Origin of the sequence: Devosia riboflavina, from assembly GCF_000743575.1 — a bacterium.
Lineage (GTDB): Bacteria > Pseudomonadota > Alphaproteobacteria > Rhizobiales > Devosiaceae > Devosia > Devosia riboflavina.
Genome location: NZ_JQGC01000026.1, coordinates 45,565 through 61,529 on the forward strand (window position 1 = coordinate 45,565; position 15,965 = coordinate 61,529).

12 protein-coding genes, 3 tRNA genes and 1 pseudogene are annotated in these 15,965 nt (G+C 60.9%); 3 read left to right on the forward strand and 13 right to left on the reverse strand.

All coding sequences use genetic code 11. The annotated features are described in order from the left end of the window. Positions 1-3: 3 nt before the first annotated feature. From JP75_RS20415 to JP75_RS20440, 6 genes are all read right to left on the reverse strand, one after another. A complete protein-coding gene (locus JP75_RS20415; protein WP_035086469.1) occupies positions 4-846 on the reverse strand; it encodes a carbohydrate ABC transporter permease in 843 nt (280 codons plus the stop codon). Continuing rightward, complete coding sequence (locus JP75_RS20420) at positions 836-1,753, reverse strand: carbohydrate ABC transporter permease (protein ID WP_035086471.1); 918 nt, start codon at positions 1,751-1,753, stop codon at positions 836-838. Before JP75_RS20420 ends, JP75_RS20415 begins: the two co-directional genes overlap by 11 nt. Before the next feature lie 195 nt (positions 1,754-1,948). Further along, positions 1,949-3,217, reverse strand: coding sequence for an ABC transporter substrate-binding protein (locus tag JP75_RS20425; protein WP_035086474.1), 1,269 nt, complete (start codon positions 3,215-3,217; stop codon positions 1,949-1,951). Positions 3,218-3,246: 29 nt separating this feature from the next. Beyond that, positions 3,247-4,860, reverse strand: a complete 1,614-nt coding sequence (locus JP75_RS20430) for an FAD-dependent oxidoreductase (RefSeq protein ID WP_035086476.1) — start codon at positions 4,858-4,860, stop codon at positions 3,247-3,249. Further along, positions 4,857-5,891, reverse strand: a complete 1,035-nt coding sequence (locus JP75_RS20435; RefSeq protein ID WP_035086478.1) for a LacI family DNA-binding transcriptional regulator — start codon at positions 5,889-5,891, stop codon at positions 4,857-4,859. The genes JP75_RS20430 and JP75_RS20435 overlap by 4 nt, the downstream gene beginning before the upstream one ends. A 158-nt stretch (positions 5,892-6,049) precedes the next feature. Beyond that, complete coding sequence (locus tag JP75_RS20440) at positions 6,050-8,521, reverse strand: membrane-bound PQQ-dependent dehydrogenase, glucose/quinate/shikimate family (RefSeq protein WP_035086479.1); 2,472 nt, start codon at positions 8,519-8,521, stop codon at positions 6,050-6,052. A 142-nt stretch (positions 8,522-8,663) separates the two neighbouring features. Between JP75_RS20440 and JP75_RS20445 the strand changes: the two genes are divergently transcribed. The 3 genes and pseudogenes from JP75_RS20445 (at position 8,664) to JP75_RS20450 (ending at position 12,470) form a co-directional block, all read left to right on the forward strand. Further along, positions 8,664-9,557: an SDR family oxidoreductase gene (locus JP75_RS20445; RefSeq protein ID WP_035086482.1), complete on the forward strand. Its 894-nt coding sequence runs from the start codon at positions 8,664-8,666 to the stop codon at positions 9,555-9,557. A 264-nt stretch (positions 9,558-9,821) separates the two neighbouring features. Next, positions 9,822-10,121, forward strand: a pseudogene (locus JP75_RS27425) (PAS domain-containing protein); the annotation flags it as partial. Positions 10,122-10,550: 429 nt separating this feature from the next. Next, positions 10,551-12,470, forward strand: coding sequence for a hybrid sensor histidine kinase/response regulator (locus JP75_RS20450; protein ID WP_035086530.1), 1,920 nt, complete (start codon positions 10,551-10,553; stop codon positions 12,468-12,470). Between the two features lie 13 nt (positions 12,471-12,483). Here the strand turns inward: JP75_RS20450 and JP75_RS20455 are convergent, their stop codons facing one another. The 7 genes from JP75_RS20455 to JP75_RS20485 form a co-directional block, all read right to left on the reverse strand. After that, on the reverse strand, positions 12,484-13,188 hold the full coding sequence (locus tag JP75_RS20455; RefSeq protein ID WP_035086484.1) for a DnaJ domain-containing protein: 705 nt from the start codon (positions 13,186-13,188) through the stop codon (positions 12,484-12,486). Further along, positions 13,185-13,904, reverse strand: a complete 720-nt coding sequence (locus tag JP75_RS20460; RefSeq protein WP_051961018.1) for a hypothetical protein — start codon at positions 13,902-13,904, stop codon at positions 13,185-13,187. Before JP75_RS20460 ends, JP75_RS20455 begins: the two co-directional genes overlap by 4 nt. 378 nt (positions 13,905-14,282) lie before the next feature. After that, positions 14,283-14,900 carry a PIN domain-containing protein gene (locus tag JP75_RS20465; RefSeq protein ID WP_035086486.1) on the reverse strand — a complete coding sequence of 206 codons (618 nt, stop codon included), beginning with the start codon at positions 14,898-14,900 and terminating at the stop codon, positions 14,283-14,285. Positions 14,901-14,909: 9 nt separating this feature from the next. Then, positions 14,910-15,248, reverse strand: coding sequence for a hypothetical protein (locus JP75_RS20470; protein WP_152565934.1), 339 nt, complete (start codon positions 15,246-15,248; stop codon positions 14,910-14,912). A gap of 118 nt (positions 15,249-15,366) precedes the next feature. Then, a tRNA-Arg gene (locus JP75_RS20475) sits at positions 15,367-15,443 on the reverse strand. A gap of 7 nt (positions 15,444-15,450) precedes the next feature. Then, positions 15,451-15,525: transfer RNA gene (locus tag JP75_RS20480), tRNA-Arg, on the reverse strand. A gap of 38 nt (positions 15,526-15,563) precedes the next feature. After that, positions 15,564-15,640 (reverse strand) — tRNA-Arg (locus JP75_RS20485). Between the last annotated feature and the right edge of the window lie 325 nt (positions 15,641-15,965).

The window sequence follows — 15,965 nt, forward strand, 5'->3', positions numbered from 1 at the left end:
AGGTCAGCCTTTCAGCCCGGTATGGGCGAGCCCTTCGACGAACTGCTTCTGCGCCACAATGAAGACCAGCAGGACGGGAATGGCGGTCATGGTGGCAGCGGCGAGCTGGATGTTCCACATGGCCCCGCCATAGGCGTCGGTGAACTGGGTAAGGGCCTGGGGCAGGGTGAACATCTGGGTCGAGGAGAGGAATACGATGGGTTCGAGATAGAGATTCCACGAGTGGAGGAAGGTGAAGATGGCCACGGCGCCGAGGGCTGGCTTGGCCAGCGGCAGGGCGATGGTCCAGAAGATCTTGAACCGGCCGAGGCCATCGACGCGGGCAGCTTCCTCGAGCTCATTGGGGAGCGCGATGAAAAACTGGCGCATGACGAAGGTGGCAAAGACCGAGGGCGCGCCGAAGATGGGCACGAGGATCAGCGGCCAATGGGTGTTGATCATGCCCCAGCCGAGAAAGATCTGGAACAGGGGGACGATGGTGACTTCGGAGGGGATCAGGAGGCCCAAGAGCACGACCATGAAGATGGCATTGCTGAAAGGGAATTTGATCCGCGCGAAGGCGTAGCCGGCCATGGAGGAGATGACCATTGTGCCCGCGGTGACGAGGGCGGCGATATAGGCCGAGTTCCAGTATTGCCGGGCGAAAGGCTGTAGTTCGAAGACCCGCGCATAGGTCGTAAGGTCGAAGCGGCGTGGCCAGAGGTCCGGCGGGAAGGCGAAGATGTCGCTGATCGGTTTGACCGAGGAGGTGATCATCCACCAGGTGGGGAAGACGAAGGGGATGAGCAGCACGCACATCAGCCCATAGAGGGCAGTCTTCATGCGGGGGCTGAGATCAGTTTTCATAGAAGACGATCCGCTTGCGCAGCTGCCACTGGGCGAAAGTAAGCAGCGCGACGATGACGAAGAGCAGGATCGACAGGGTCGAGCCATAGCCGAAGAAGTGGAACTGGAAGGCCTGCTGGTAGAGGTAATAGACCAGCACGGTGGTGGTCATGCCGGGGCCGCCCTGGGTGAGGACGGCGATCTGGGCGAAGACCTGCAAAGAGCCGACGATGGTGATGATCGAGGTGAGCAGGATCGTGGGCGAGATCAGCGGCAGGGTGATGCGGCGGAACTGCTTGAACGCACCGGTGCCATCGACCCGCGCGGCCTCGTAGAGCTCCTTGGGCACGCCCTGAAGGGCAGCGAGGAACAGGATCATGTTGAGCCCAACATTCTTGAAGACCTGCACGACGACGACGGAGATCATGGCCGTGGTGGGGGTGCGGAGCCAATTGGGGCCTTCGATGCCGAGCATGGCCAGCATGCCGTTGATGCCGCCATTGTTCTGGAGAAGGAAGCTCCAGACGATGGTCCAGGCGACGAGGGAAACGACGACCGGCGAGAAGAACAGGGTGCGGAAGACGACCATGCCTTTGAGCTTCTGGTCGAGGAGGACGGCAAGAAGGAGGGCCAGCGACATGTTGAGGATGACGAGGCCAGCCGAGAAGATGGCGGAGGCGACGAGCACCTGTGGCAGGTTCGGGTCGGCCAGCAGCATCTGGTAATTGGCGGCGCCGACGAAATTGAAGCTGGCAGCCAGCACGTTCCACTCGTGGAGGGAATACCAGAAGACGAGACCGAGCGGCACGAGCACGAAGATGATGATGCCGATGAGCTGGGGCGCGATGAAGATATAGCCTGCCGCCGCGTCGCGCCGGGCGATGGTCCAGAAGGGGCGTTTTTGGTTAGGCGAGGCCGAGGCACTCATAGGTTCGGTTCCTTCGTCGCTCCCACCGTCGGTAGGCGGACGCTTTGCATTCAATTTCCCGGTGCTGTCCTCGGGCTTGACCCGAGGACCTGCTTGGGCGCCGCACCACTGCGGGTTTGGCGAGTGGCCCTCGGGTCAAGCCCGAGGGCAGCACGGTGTTTTGGATTGCTCCGGAGTCCCCCCAGGGGGATCGGATCAGCGAGCCAGCAGTGGGCTGACGCTGGAACACACATTTGCGAGGACGGCGGCGACGTCGGCTTCGGGGACCCAGAGGGAATCGAGGCCGGCGCGGATGGTTTGCTGGATCTGGGCGAAGTTGGTGTGGCCCGGCAGAACGGTGCCGTTGGCGATGCCTGATATCACGACGTTTTCGATCTGCTCGGGAGAGAGCAGCGGATTGGTCGAAGCGAGGGTTTCCGCATTGAGCAGGCTTGCGCGGGCCGGCGGGAAGAACTGGGCCAGCTTCTTGGAATTTTCGGCATTGGTCATGTAGCCGAGGAATTCGACGGCGACGTCCTTGTTGGCACCCTTGGCGAAAGCGCCGACGCCGGCCTGGCCGACGACGGAGTATTCACCGGCAGGGCCGGCAGGGAGCGGCACGAGGTCCCAATCGAAGGGATTTTCCTTGGGCAGGAGCGAGGCGCGGCTGATCTGGGTGATGGTCATGCCGGTTTCGCCGGCGAAGAAGTCGATGTCTTCGCCCGGGCCAGGCATGGCCTTGTCGGTGAAGATGGCCTTGTGGATGGCGGTCAGCGCGTTGACCATGGCCGGATCGGTGAAGGTGCAGGTCTTGCCATCGGCGCTCCAGGGGGCGGCGCCCCAGCCATTCCAGATGGAGGCGAGGTTCTGCCATGTCTGGAACTTGAAATCGCGGACGACGAGGCCGGTCTTGCCGGACTGGCCGACGGTGGCGGCGGAAGCGAAGGCGTTGTCCCAGGTCCATTCGCCGGCGGCGATCAGTTCGGCAGGGGTTTTCGCGCCTGCGGCCTTCAGCACGTCGTTGTTGGCAAAAATGGCGAAGGGCGAGGTGGAGAAGGGATAGGCGTAGAGCTGGCCGTCCTTGGTCCAAAGGGCCGTCGCTTTTTCCGAAACGTCGGCGAGGTCATAGCCCTCGGTGGCGGCGAAGGCGTCGGTCAGCGGCGCGAGGGCGCCGGAATTTACGAAGTCGGCGGCGGTGGTTTCGAGAATCCAGGCCAGATCAGGCGGGTTGCCGCCGGCGATCTGGGTGGTCAGGGTCGTGGTGTAGCTGTCGAAGGGCAGCGGTTCGAAGGTCACCGAGACATTGGGGTGGGTGGCCTTAAAACCTTCGGCGATCTCGTTGAACATGGCCAGATGCGCCTCGTTGGCGCTCCAGATGGTCATGCGCAGATTGACCGCGTCCTGGGCCCAGGCCGTGCCGGCGGCGGCAAGGCCCAGGATGATGCCGGCCGTTGCGGCCGTGGTCTTGAGCAGATGTTTCGTCATTGTATCCTCCCTGGATGACATGAGTTTGGTCAGTAGCCACGCACGTCGGGCCAGCGGATTTCGATGCCTTCCGCATAGAGACGTGACTGGAAATCGGTGAGCAGGGCGTCGTCAGCCTGCACCTGGTGCGGCGTGAGCCCGTGGTTGAGGCAGTGGGCGGCAAGGAGCCCGGCGACTTCGCCGACGTTCCACTCGACCGGATGCAGCCGGTAGCAGCCATTGGTGATGTGGGTGGTGCCCATGTTCTTGCCGCCCGCGAGCAGATTTTTGACGCGGCGCGGCAGGAGCGAGCCGAGCGGGATTTCGAAGGGCGCGGATTCGACGTCGACATAGTTGTCGCCACCCGTCGAGGGGTGGAGGTCGATGCGGTACATGCCGATGCCGACGCTGTCGCGATAGTGCTTGGAGAGCGTATTGCCGTGGATGGTCATCGAGACGTCCTGCTCGACGATGCGGCTAACGGGCAGGATGCGGCGGCTTTCGCGGATGTAGGGGGCCATGGCGAGGCCATGGTCGGTGCCGGTGATGTCGCCGCGGAGGCGCAGGCCGGGGAAACCCTGGCCGCCATCGAGGCGGGGGGCTTCGGTCTGGAGCCAATAGAAGACCGAGTAGGAGAGGTCGGCGGCGGATTTCAGGTGCGCGGCCTTTTGTTCCTCGGAGACGTCGATGATGGAGCCGAGCATGTAGTCGATCATCGGCCAGTTCACGAGGCAGATGTCGGAGCCATAGGCGCCGGGCGCGAAATTGCGGCGGGCGGCGATGCGGCGGAAGGTCCAGAGATTGCCGTCGCCGGGATTGCGGCGCTGATCGGCGTCGACCAGCAGCGGATCATCATCCGGATTGGGCGTAAAACTGCGCTCGGTGATTTCGAGGGTGCGCGGGTGGGGCGCCTTGAAGCCGAGTAGTGGTCCACCCCAGAAGTCTGGCTGGTACTGGCGCCAGAAATCGTAGTTGGCCGGCTTGTCGATCACCTGATTGCCGTCGACGTGGTCGATGGCAAAGCACACGGAGACGGCCTGAACGTTGTCGGGCTGTGCGGTTTCGGGGGCGCTGGGTTCACCGGTGTCAGACTGGGATTCAAAGCCCTTGGCGTATTCGGTGCCGGTCAGCGGCAAGAGATCGCCGAGTTCGGTGGCGTCGACGACGTAGGAGGCGGAGACGGTGATTTGAGCGCCAGTGTCGCGGTGGCGCAGGGTGATGGCGCGGACGGTGTCGCCCTGCACATCGGCGGCGACGGGCAGATAAGGCTGAAGGACGCGGAGCTGGCCGCCGCCGCGCCAGGGGGCGAGCATGGATTCGATGACGGCGAGACCGGTGCGCGGCTCGGCGCAGAGGCGGCTGACCCAGCCGGCGCCGGGGTTGAGATCGCCCCAGGCGCGGCTCTCGGCGGTCAGCGGGTAGTGGTCGCGATAATATTGGCGGATACCGTTGCGGAGCTGGCGGTAAGAGCGGGTGATGCCGAACTGCTCGACCCAGGAATGCTCATCGGGCGGCACGGCTTGGCTCGTGAGCTGGCCGCCGAGCCAGTCGAATTCCTCGGTGAGAATGACGGTGCGGCCGGAGCGCAGGGCGCCGAGAGCGGCGGCGACGCCACCGAGGCCGCCACCGACGACGAGAAGATCAGCGGAAAGTTCTTTGGTCATTTGGTCTTCTTGGTTTTGGAGGAGGGAGCGCCGAGGGTGTCACCCTCGAGCGGCTCGCAATGGAGGAGGAGCTGTTCCACGGGGGCATCGTGCTCGACGCGGCGGACCAGCATTTCGGTGGCGGCGCGGGCCATGGCCTCGCGCGGGATGGCGAATGAGGTGAAGCGGCGGCCGGGTTCTTCGGCGCGGATATGATTGCCGAGGACGACGATGGAGAGATCGTCGGGAATGGAGAGGCCGCGCTCACGGGCGGCGTGCTCGATGGCGATGGCGTCGGCCAGTTCGGTGACGAAGACGCAGGTGGCGCCGGCCGAGAGCAGGATATCGAGGACCTCGTTGGGCGGGCGGCCGACTTCGAAGATCGAGGTGACGAGTTCGGCTTCGCCCACGGAGCGGGAAAAGCCGTACCAGCGGTCGACGGTGGATTCAGCGCCCTCGTTGAGGCCGACATAGGCGATGCGGCGGTGACCGAAAGACTTGGCGCGCTCGACGAGGGCGGACGTGGCGGGGGCGTAATCGCCACCGACATAGGGGACGGGGCCACCGGCATCGTCACGGCGGCCGACGGCGACGAAGGGGAAGTCGCCGGCAACGAGGCGAGCCAGCTCGGTATTGTCGAACTTGCGGCCGAGGATGACGCAGCCATCGGCGAGGCGGAGCCTCGCATTCTCGCCGAAAATCTTGCGCTCGCGCCCTGCCCCGGTCATCAGCAGCAGATCGTAACCCTTGTCCTGCGCCGCCTCTTCGATGCCGAAGAGGAAGGGGGTGAAGAAATCTGCCTGACCGGAGGGAAAGGCCGGCTCATAAGTAAAGACCCCCAGGATACGATTGAGTCCCTTGACCATTCGGCGAGCAACAGGGTCGGCGACATAGCCCGTATCTCGGATAACCTTTTCAACGCGTTCTCGCGTCTCTTGCGGGATGCGGGCCTGGGAAGACGGTGCGCCGTTGAGCACAAACGACACCGTCGCCTGGCTGACTCCGGCCAACTGAGCAATATCCTTCTGCGTCAGTCGCTTATTCGGCGCCAAGCGTTCCTCCTCGGATGCTAATACGTATTATCTGCTAATGCGTATTAGCAACGCAACTGGCGCAGGTCAATGGTGTCTTGAGGCGAAGCAGCGTCGGTTGTGGATTGGTCCACTCGCCTCTTAGGCGAATGATCAGGGCGAAATCGCCTCGATCGTCATCAATCAGGCAACGCATAGGCGATGAAATAGTCGCCGATAGGCGTCTCCATGAAGTCGTGGCCGCCGGCGTTGATGACAATGATCTGCTTGCCGCCGGCCTCATAAGTCATCGGGGTAGCTTGCCCCCCGGCGGGCAATTCGACCTGCCAGAGTTCTTCACCCGTTTCGGTATCGACAGCCCGGAAGAGATCGTCGGTAGCCGCGGCTATGAAGAAGAGGCCCGAGGCGGTCACCACACCGCCCCCATTATTGGGCGTACCGATATCGACCGGCAACATCGAGGGGATGCCAAAGGGCCCGTTCTTGCGGGCAGACCCGAATGGCCGATCCCACAAAAATTCCCGCGTATTGAGGTCGATCGCGGCAATACCCCCATAAGGCGGCTGCTTGCAGAGAAGCCCCGTGAAAGGCACCCGCCAGCCGGCATTGACGCGAATGCCATATGGTGACTCAGCCTGCGGGCTGATCGAGCCATGAGAGCCTGAGCCGGCCGCGGGATCGTAACTCGGGTCGTTGATAGAGCGGACGCCCATAGCATCGACCTCTTCGCGGGGCACCAGTTGATTGTAGTTCGGCATATTGTTGTAATTGGCGATCAAGACCCCATTGACGGGATCGACAGCAATCCCACCCCAGTCCGTACCGCCATTATAGCCGGGAAACTGAATCCACGGCTGGTCGAGGGTTGGAGGCGTATAGACCCCCTCATAGGCCGCCTGACGGAACTGGATCCGGCACCAGAGCTGGTCAAGCGGCGTCGCGCCCCACATCTGCGCCTCGGTCAGCATCGGCTTCAGGAGATTCGGAAAGTCCGTCACATAGGGCTGCGTTGGCGAGATCCGGTCCGGCTCGACCCCGCCCTGCGGCGCGGGACGCTCCTCGATATTGACCAGTGGCTCGCCTGTTGCTCGATCGAGAATATAGAACTGGGCTTGTTTGGACGGCATGATGATCGCCGGGACCGGACCATCGGGCGTCGGGAAATCGACGAGACTCCCCTGCCCGCCAAGGTCGTAGTCCCAGACGTCATAGTGTACCGTCTGGTAGTGCCAGGCGACATCACCTGTCTCGACATCCAGCGCGACGACGGCGGTCGAATAGGTGTTTTCCGCCTCAGAGCGATCGCCGCCCCAATAGTCGACCGCCGAATTGCCCATGGGGATGTAGACAAGACCAAGTTCGTCGTCGCCGGAGGATATGGTCCAGCTATTCGGCGTACCCTCGGTATAGACCTCGCCTTCAGCCGGCAGTCCGGTTTGCCCGGGCCGCCCCATATCCCAGGCCCATTCCAACTCGCCCGTCACCGCATTGAACCCGCGGATCACGCCTGACGGTGCGCTACGCTCCTGATTGTCGCTGACTTGGCTGCCCACCACGAGGACATCGCGCACGAGCGTCGGCGGAGAGGTCGGCGCATAAAAACCCGGTGCAACATCGCCGATCCCTTGCATAAGATTGACTATGCCGCCATTGCCAAAGTCAGGGCAAAGCTGGCCGGTCTCGGTATCGAGGGCAATCATGCGCGCGTCATGGGTGAGGTTCACAACACGGGTGGCGCAAAGCTCACCCTGCGCGGCAGTCAGGTCCTCGAAATATACCAGGCCTCGGCAGGAGGCGTTGTAGCCCAGGGCATCCGTCGAGACCTCGGGATCGAAGGTCCAGAACTGCGTGCCCATCGCCGCGTCGAGCGCAAAAATCTTGTTCATTGCAGAGCAAAGATAGAGCCGATCTCCAACCTTGACCGGCGTGTTCTGATTGCCAAAGGGCTCGTCATCCTGCGGCAGGTCGCCGGTACGGAACTCCCAGATCTTCTCGAGGCCCGCCACGTTGTCTTTGGTAATCTCGTCGAGCGGAGAATAGCGCAGGGCTCGATGCGTACCGCCATAAGCTGGCCAGTCAGCGCCCGTTTCGAGTGCCACATAGCTCGGCTCTGCTGGAAGGGCCGTTGGCTCTAGGACGGGGGCTAGCGGCGCATTCGGTGTTGCTGGCGCGACTTCGGCCGGTTCTTCTGCCTCCTGCGCAAGGGATGCCTCAATCCCCTGATTGGCAATGCCGATCACGCCGAGCGCCGCCGCCAACACCGTCGCGGCCGCTAATGCCCGGCCGAAAGGTCGGACGGAGCCTCGCAAGGTAGGTACTGTTGTCAACACGAGGATAAGCACCACGGTCGGCGCCACCAGTCGCGGTACCTGCGCCCAACCATCGAGTCCGCCCTCCCAAAGGGCCCAGGCCAAAGTAGCCGCATAAGTGACCGTATAGACCCAAAGCGCATTGATACTTCGCTGCAGCAGGAACCAAGCCGCTAGAAGCAGGCCAATTCCGGCGGGCAGGTAATACCATGAACCTCCAAGGGTAATGAGCCAGAGGCCGCCTGCTGCGATCGGCATGCCAAACACCAGCAACACGACAGCCACAAACATGGTCCACCAGAACCCAGCCCCTCTGCGTTCTGCTTCGCTATGCCCGCTCATCCGCTGCTCCTCCCGCTTCGCTGCCTGGGTTCGCAACGCCGCGGGCGAGCGCTAGTTCCGAAGCCAGAAGAGCTGGCCCGCCTTGAGTTGAAGGAACGTCCTGCCACTTTGCCTCGTTGGCCAACCGAACAAGGAGATCCCGATGGCCGACCGTTTCACCATGCAAGACCCGCGACACCAGTTCCCTGCACCGCCCTTTCCGCAGCAACCACAATCGCCTCCAGGCTTGGTCAGCGAAATGCGGCCCGCACCGGATCATGGCGAGAAAAGCTACGCCGGCTTCGGCCGTCTCCTCGGCCGCAAGGCGCTCATTACAGGCGGCGATTCCGGCATTGGCCGCGCTGCCGCCATCGCCTACGCCCGCGAGGGGGCCGATGTCGCGATCAACTACCTCCCCTCTGAGCAGAGCGATGCCGAAGAGGTGCTCGGCTATATCGAAAAGGCCGGCACGAAAGGCGTAGCTCTGCCAGGCGATGTATCAGATGAGAAGATCTGCCAAGCCCTGATCGAAGACGCCGTAAAGCAGTTGAGTGGTCTCGATATCCTCGTCATCAATGCCGCGAGGCAACAGGCGCGAAAATCGGTCGCCGAGGTTTCGAGCGAAGACTTCGACCGCACGCTCAAGACCAATCTCTATGCCCTGCACTGGCTCGCGCAGGCCGCCGTTCCTCATCTTCCACCCGGCGCATCGATTATTACGACGGCATCGATACAGGCCTATGAGCCATCGGCACACCTTCTCGACTATGCAACCACCAAGGCCGGCATCGTCGCTTATACCAAGGCCCTCTCCACCCAGCTGATTGAGAAAGGCATCCGGGTGAATGCCGTTGCCCCGGGTCCGTTCTGGACGGTGCTTCAGCCCAGCGGCGGACAATTCCCGGAAAAGGTCGAAACATTCGGGCAGGACAGCGCTTTCGGGCGCCCAGGACAGCCGGTCGAACTTGCCCCAGTCTATGTCCTGCTCGCCTCGCAGGAAGGGAGCTATATCACCGGGGAGGTCTTTGGCGTGACAGGGGGAAAGGGCATAGCCTGAGCCTGCGAAGAACGGCTTGGCGCGGTGTGTTCCTGACAAACGATCGGTGCAACCAAAACCTATGCGACGCGTTAATGCGCGACTGCATAAGGGGCGATTGTGCGTAGCGAAATCGATGGCTTAGCCGACATTTTTCCTGGCGAAAGCATCATGGCAAAGGCCATGCGAGAGCGGGACTGGACCGAGACCCCGCTTGGCGATCCCCGCGACTGGCCGGACGCTCTCAAAATACCGTTGCGCATGTTGCTGACCTCCCGCTTCGAGATGTGGCTCGGCTGGGGTCCAGATCTCATTTTCTTCTACAACGACGCATATATTCCAACGCTTGGCCTCAAGCATCCCAATATGCTTGGCCGCCCGTTTCGAGAGGTGTGGTCGGAGGTTTACGAGGACGTTGCCAATCAGGTCGAACTGGTAAAGGCGGGGAAGGCCACCTGGAACAAAGCCCTGCTTTTGCTGCTGGAGCGCAGCGGATTTCCGGAAGAAACCTATCACAGTTTTTCCTATAGCCCGCTGTTCCAAGCCGATGGAAGCGTCGGAGGGTTGTTCTGCGTCGTCACCGAGGAAACAGCTCGCATCATCAGCGAACGTCGCCTTGAAACATTGCGGCAGCTTGGAAGCAGGCTTTCGGCCGTCAGGGACATGCCAGGCCTTCATGCCGCCGTTCAGTCGGCATTCTCTACAAACCGCCGAGACTTTCCCTTCGTAGAAATGCGGCTCGCTGACCAAGTGGTCGCGGATGGTGTACCTGTCTTCGAAGGCGTGGTCGGGACGTCTCTTCGGGATGCCGAAGTCGCCGGCAAATACCTCGCTCTTCCGCCGGATCGCTCCTGGCCGACAGGCGACTGGGATCGACCACCGGCCGAGGCGATTGCGATCGCCATTCCGGAGTTAGGCACGGACAAGACTGCGGGCCTACTGGTCATGGGCCTGAATCCCTATCGGGGTCTTAACGATGACGTGCTGAATGTTGTTCGGCTGGCTGCTGCCCAGATCGCTGGCGCGCTTGCCAATGTTGTCACACTTGGCAATGAAAAGCGCCGGGCAGATCGCATCTGGAGCGTGTCGCGGGATTTGATCGTCGTCGTGGACTCCGAGGGTGTCTTTCGTTCCGTCAGCCCCTCCTGGACCCGCATCCTTGGTCATGCGCCACAACATATCGTCGGGCGCCACTTTAGCGACTTCACGCACCCTGAGGATATCGAGAACAGCCGGGCAGCGCTGGCCAGGGCCCTCGGTGACGAGGAACTCGACAATTACGAAAACCGGTTTCGTGCCGTCGATGGCACCTATCACAGGATAGAGTGGCACACGACGCAGGAGGAAGGTCTGGTCTATGCCTATGGGCGAGACGTGACTGAGCGGCGGCAGGTCGAACAAGCGCTGAACGACAGCGAAAAGCAGTTCCGCCACCTTGTGCAGGGGGTCACCGACTACGCGATCTATATGATCGATCTGGAGGGCCGCGTTTCCAGTTGGAACGAAGGTGCTCGCAGGATCAAGGGCTACGAGCCCGAAGAAGTCATCGGCAAGCACTTCTCGCGCTTCTATCGGGAAGAAGACCGGAACAATGGTGAACCGACGAGGGCTCTCGAAACGGCACGCAGGGAGGGCCGGTTTAGCGCGGAAGGCTGGCGGGTACGAAAGAACGGCGATCTCTTCCGCGCCAGCGTGGTGATCGACGCCATCCGCGACGACGAGGGCCGCCCCATCGGCTTTGCCAAGATTACGCGCGACATTACGGAACGCGAGGCGACCCAGCGCGAACTGGAAGCTGCGCGCGAAGCTCTGTTCCAATCTCAAAAGATGGAGGCCATTGGCCAGCTCACCGGGGGCGTTGCCCATGACTTCAACAACCTGCTGATGGCGGTCATGAGCAGCCTCGAATTGTTGCAAAAGCATCTACCGCCGGATCAGATGTCGCGAAGGCTGCTCGACAATGCGATTGAAGGCGCCAAGCGCGGCGCCACGTTGACCCAGCGCATGTTGGCTTTTGCGCGACGCCAGGACCTGCATCTCGATCGGGTCGACGTTGCCGGCCTTTTGGCCGGAATGAGCGATCTGGTGCAAAGATCGATCGGACCGGAATGGCCGATCACCACCAACTTCCCGCTGAAATTGCCGGCAGTTCGGGTCGATGCCAATCAGCTCGAAATGTCACTCCTCAATCTGATCGTCAACGCCCGCGACGCAACACCGAATGGCGGACCCATCGTGATTTCCGCGGACCGCCGCCGGATCGAGAACGGGATGGGGGCGACCTTGGCCAGTGGCGACTACATTCGCATGGTGGTCGAGGACAAGGGCAGTGGCATGGACGCCGAGACCTTGCGGCGCGCAACCGAGCCTTTCTTCACGACCAAGGGGGTCGGAAAGGGAACGGGTCTGGGCCTACCGATGGTACATGGCATGGCGAAGCAATTGGGCGGAGACTTCGAGATCGAGAGCAAGCCGGGCGAAGGCACGAAGGCCATTCTTTGGCTGCCGATCGCCGAAGCCGAGGTTTCTCGTCCGGCGCCAATCGAGAACGATGCCGTCCAACCGCCCGTGCCACGGCTTACCGTGCTGGTGGCCGACGACGACGCTCTGGTGTTGATGAATACAACTGCCTTGCTGGAAGACCTCGGCCATGAGGTCGTCGAAGCCTATTCGGGCGGCGACGCGCTGAAGAAGTTTCGCGCCCGCAACGACATCGACCTCATTATTACCGACCAGGCAATGCCCAATATGACGGGCACACAATTGATCAAAGCCATCGACGAGGACCGTCCCGGCATTCCGGCCATTATCGCCAGTGGATATGGCGAAGGCGTAGATTTGCCCGGTAGGCGCGTAGAGCGGTTGGGCAAGCCGTTCGATCAGGCGCGCCTTGCCAGATCCATTGCACGGGTCATGGATCGCAGCTCGGCTTAACGACAACGGGGTGTCAGAGCGCCTGCTTAAGCAGCAGGTCGCGCGCCTGGTTGATTTTGGCGGCCAAGTAGCTGGAGCCGCCGTGATCGGGATGGACTGCCTTCATCAGATCGCGATGAGCGGCCCGGATTTCCTCATGGCTGGCGCCAGGCTTCAGGCCAAGGACGTTATAGGCCTCGGCGACGGGATCGCCTGCCGTGTCGGCGCTCGATTTTTCGCCCGCGTCCTGGCTGGCGAAATACTCTCGCCAGCCGCTCCGATTGGCGTCAAGCCAGCTCTCGAGAAGCGTCAGGCTATCTGTGTCTTCTTCCACTTCGGCCAAGAGGATTCGGGTATCCATCTCGCCGAGGTCCATCAGGTCCATACCGGCAAATTGACCATTGAGCACCCGGCCGGAGACTGCACCGGTGTCATGATCCAGTTCCATGGCGAAGCTGTAACTTTGCACTTTCGAGGTATTGCCTGCGCCCGTCGCCGGCCCGTCGAAGGAAAATGCCCCCAATCGGCCCGTGCGCAACACTGCAAAGGCGCCCGCACCGACAAAGAGAGCAAGATCAAATCGTCTGGCGAAGAGTAAGCCCGCGGCGGCCAGAATGCCGAGCCCGCCAATCCCCCAGCGCAGGCCACGCCTTAGTATCCGTCGATCCATCCGAAGCAGATAATTGCCGAGGGCGAGAGCGCCCAAAAGAGCCAGTGCCCCTAGAAAAATATAGGTCATGGCGGCAATTGAGCCAGCAATGTCTTGGCCTGGTTGCTGTCCTGCAGTTTCAGCATTTTCCTGCCGCCGCTGGCATAAACTGCGACCGCCTTGAGCAAAGCCGCTAATTCCTGTGGCGCTGAAGCATCAAAGCGGGCGTAGGCGCCCTTGCTTAACTTGGCAAAGCCCCGAAAGGCGGCCTCGACCGCGGCATCACGGCCTTCCTGGAAGACAAAAATGGGTAGACCGAGTAGCCCCAATTGCCCCGCTTGCTCAGACAGCAGATCGACATTTTCCTCCATCGCATCGCCAACATAGATCACCGCATTTATCCGCTGTTTCGTATGCTCGGCCCGCGCGTGAGAGAAGACTTTGGAAATCTGCGTATTCCCGCCACGGCAATCGATGCCGCCCATAAGCCTGGCCAAGGCATCGCCATCGATGACCCATCTGCTGGCCCTGCATTCGCCAAACCCGCGAAAATAGAGCAATTGCACCTGCAAAGCGCTCTGTTTGGGGATGGCACGAAACATTTCCGCCTGCAGCGAACAGGCAAGGTCCCATGTGGGCTGGCGGCTCATCGTCGCGTCGAGGGCAAACAGCAGCCGCCCATCCTGCGCGGCATTGGGGCGAGCCAGGGCGCCAACCTTTTTGACGAAAGCAGCGATATCGCCACTCACCCTGCCCTTCTCGGGCAAGCCAGATGTTTCCCGCGCGTCGAGGTCCTTTTTCGCCATTGCTTCAATATGTGAGGCAAGGACAACGGCTGCAAGACCCGAGCCGTCCAGGCAACGAACCTGTTTGCGTCCGAGCAGTTCTATTCTGAATGGGTCGGGACAAAAAAACTGGGTCGCCTAAACCTCTTAAATTGCACAATCGTCCAAATTTTCCTGGGTCGAACTGCCAAGGATTTCTGGGGCGATAACGACAGGTCGCCAAATGGTCCTGTTCAGATCAGTTGGGGCAGGACGGCCTCTGACTGATCTGATGTCAGGACCAAGAAATCCTGAATCGGTCAGACGCCCGCATTTCCTCGAGTCGCCAAAAATCGGTGACTCGGTTTTCCAAGGAAACGTGAATCGGCCTTTAGGAGACCGACATCTCCACGAGAACAGCTATTTTTTCTTTTGAGTGCTTCCGCTGTCTAGCGTTCGCAGCGAGTAGTGGGCTCTGATCATCGCTGCGGATAATTCTCTGCCATCGCGCACCCATTCCAAGAAATCAAACGGATGCGCCACCACGACGGTGGCGCCGTCCGGCCTCTGATGGATGATCGCCGACAGTTGTCGTGCTTTTCCATCAGGTAGCTTCGCCTGCTGAATGTCAAAAACCTGAGCTTCTTTGTTCTCGAAATCACGCAGATTGTCGGTGATCAAAAAATCGGCGCCGCCAGCAAGTGCGCCGGCCAAAACTCCAGCATCCTCCAGATCTTTCATCTGAAGGGTTTCAGCACCGAAATGTACGAACGGGTCAACCTGCTCGGGCCCTGCCTGCGCCAGCGAGATGAGGCCATCTACCACTCTCGCAATAAGAGGCATCGGCGCTCCGAGCTCCGAAGCCTTCTCCTGGAAGGTGGAAATGACTCCCTTCGGCAATATGAGTTGCACCGGAACTTCGCCGATCTTCATATCCCGAACGAAGCCAACCAGAGTTTGGCTTGAAGTGTCGGCCTTACCCGCTATTACTGCCCTGAGGTATTGCACCCAGATATTGACATCGAGGCAAATGCGCATCGCGAGAACTCAGCGGCTTCTGGTCATCGCCGTCGACTGTTCCAGCAACTCCATGTCGGTCAGTTCCGCATCGCCCTCTTGAGCAAAATAGGGGGCAATCTCAGCCATGGCCGCATCAAATTTCGTCCGTGCAATGTAGGCCATCATCTCCCTAGTCATATCCTGGAAAACCTTTGCATTGCTGCGACGAGCTGCCAGCAGGCTATCACGCAAGGGTTTGGGGAAGTCGGAAAACACCAACAAGGCGTTCTCCACTACGTTGGAAACCGTCCGATTTTCTTCTTCCGCCATGCGCTTGGTAACAGCAGCCAGATCGTTGTTGACGTTTGCAGACAACGTCACAGACATCGCGACCTCCATAGAAGTGAGGTAGTTCTATATCATGTGTGGCGTTTCCTTTTCAACGCCATAGGAACCTAGCGTCGTCCCCACCAAGTCAACTCCATCGGGCATCTGACGGTAGATATGGCGGTCGCGGAGGAACTCGAATCCCCGGCCTTCGGATTCGGAATCCGACGCTCTATCCAGCTGAGCTACGCGACCATACCTGGGCCTTCGGAGGGACTCGAACCCCCGACCATATCCCTAGGACGGATCCGCTCTGATCCAGCTGAGCTACGAAGGCGAACTGGGTGCCGTCGCGAAAATCGCGCCTGGCTAATCTGGTGACCCCTGGTGGGTTCGAACCACCGACAACCGGCTTAGAAGGCCGATGCTCTATCCAGCTGAGCTAAGGGGCCAATCCGCCTAGGCAGGCTCAAATTGTAAGATCGACCCAAAATTCTTTGGGATCGACCCAGCTTCAATTTGGCCTGACAGAATGGTGGATATTTGGCGCACCCGCTGCGAGATAGATGGGCACTGTAATTGCTGGGAAATTTTGCTTCTCATGGACCGATGAGCGGCAGCTTTGGGCCGCCACCCTAACATTCCTACTCGCTTGGCCAATGACAAAAATGGGGCCGTTTGAAGACTGGCCGCTTCCCGAGTCCAAAGCGTCGATAGCTGCCGTTTAGGCCAGGCTGTCCCAGCGCGCTTGTAGACCCATTCTCGCTGTTGAGGCGG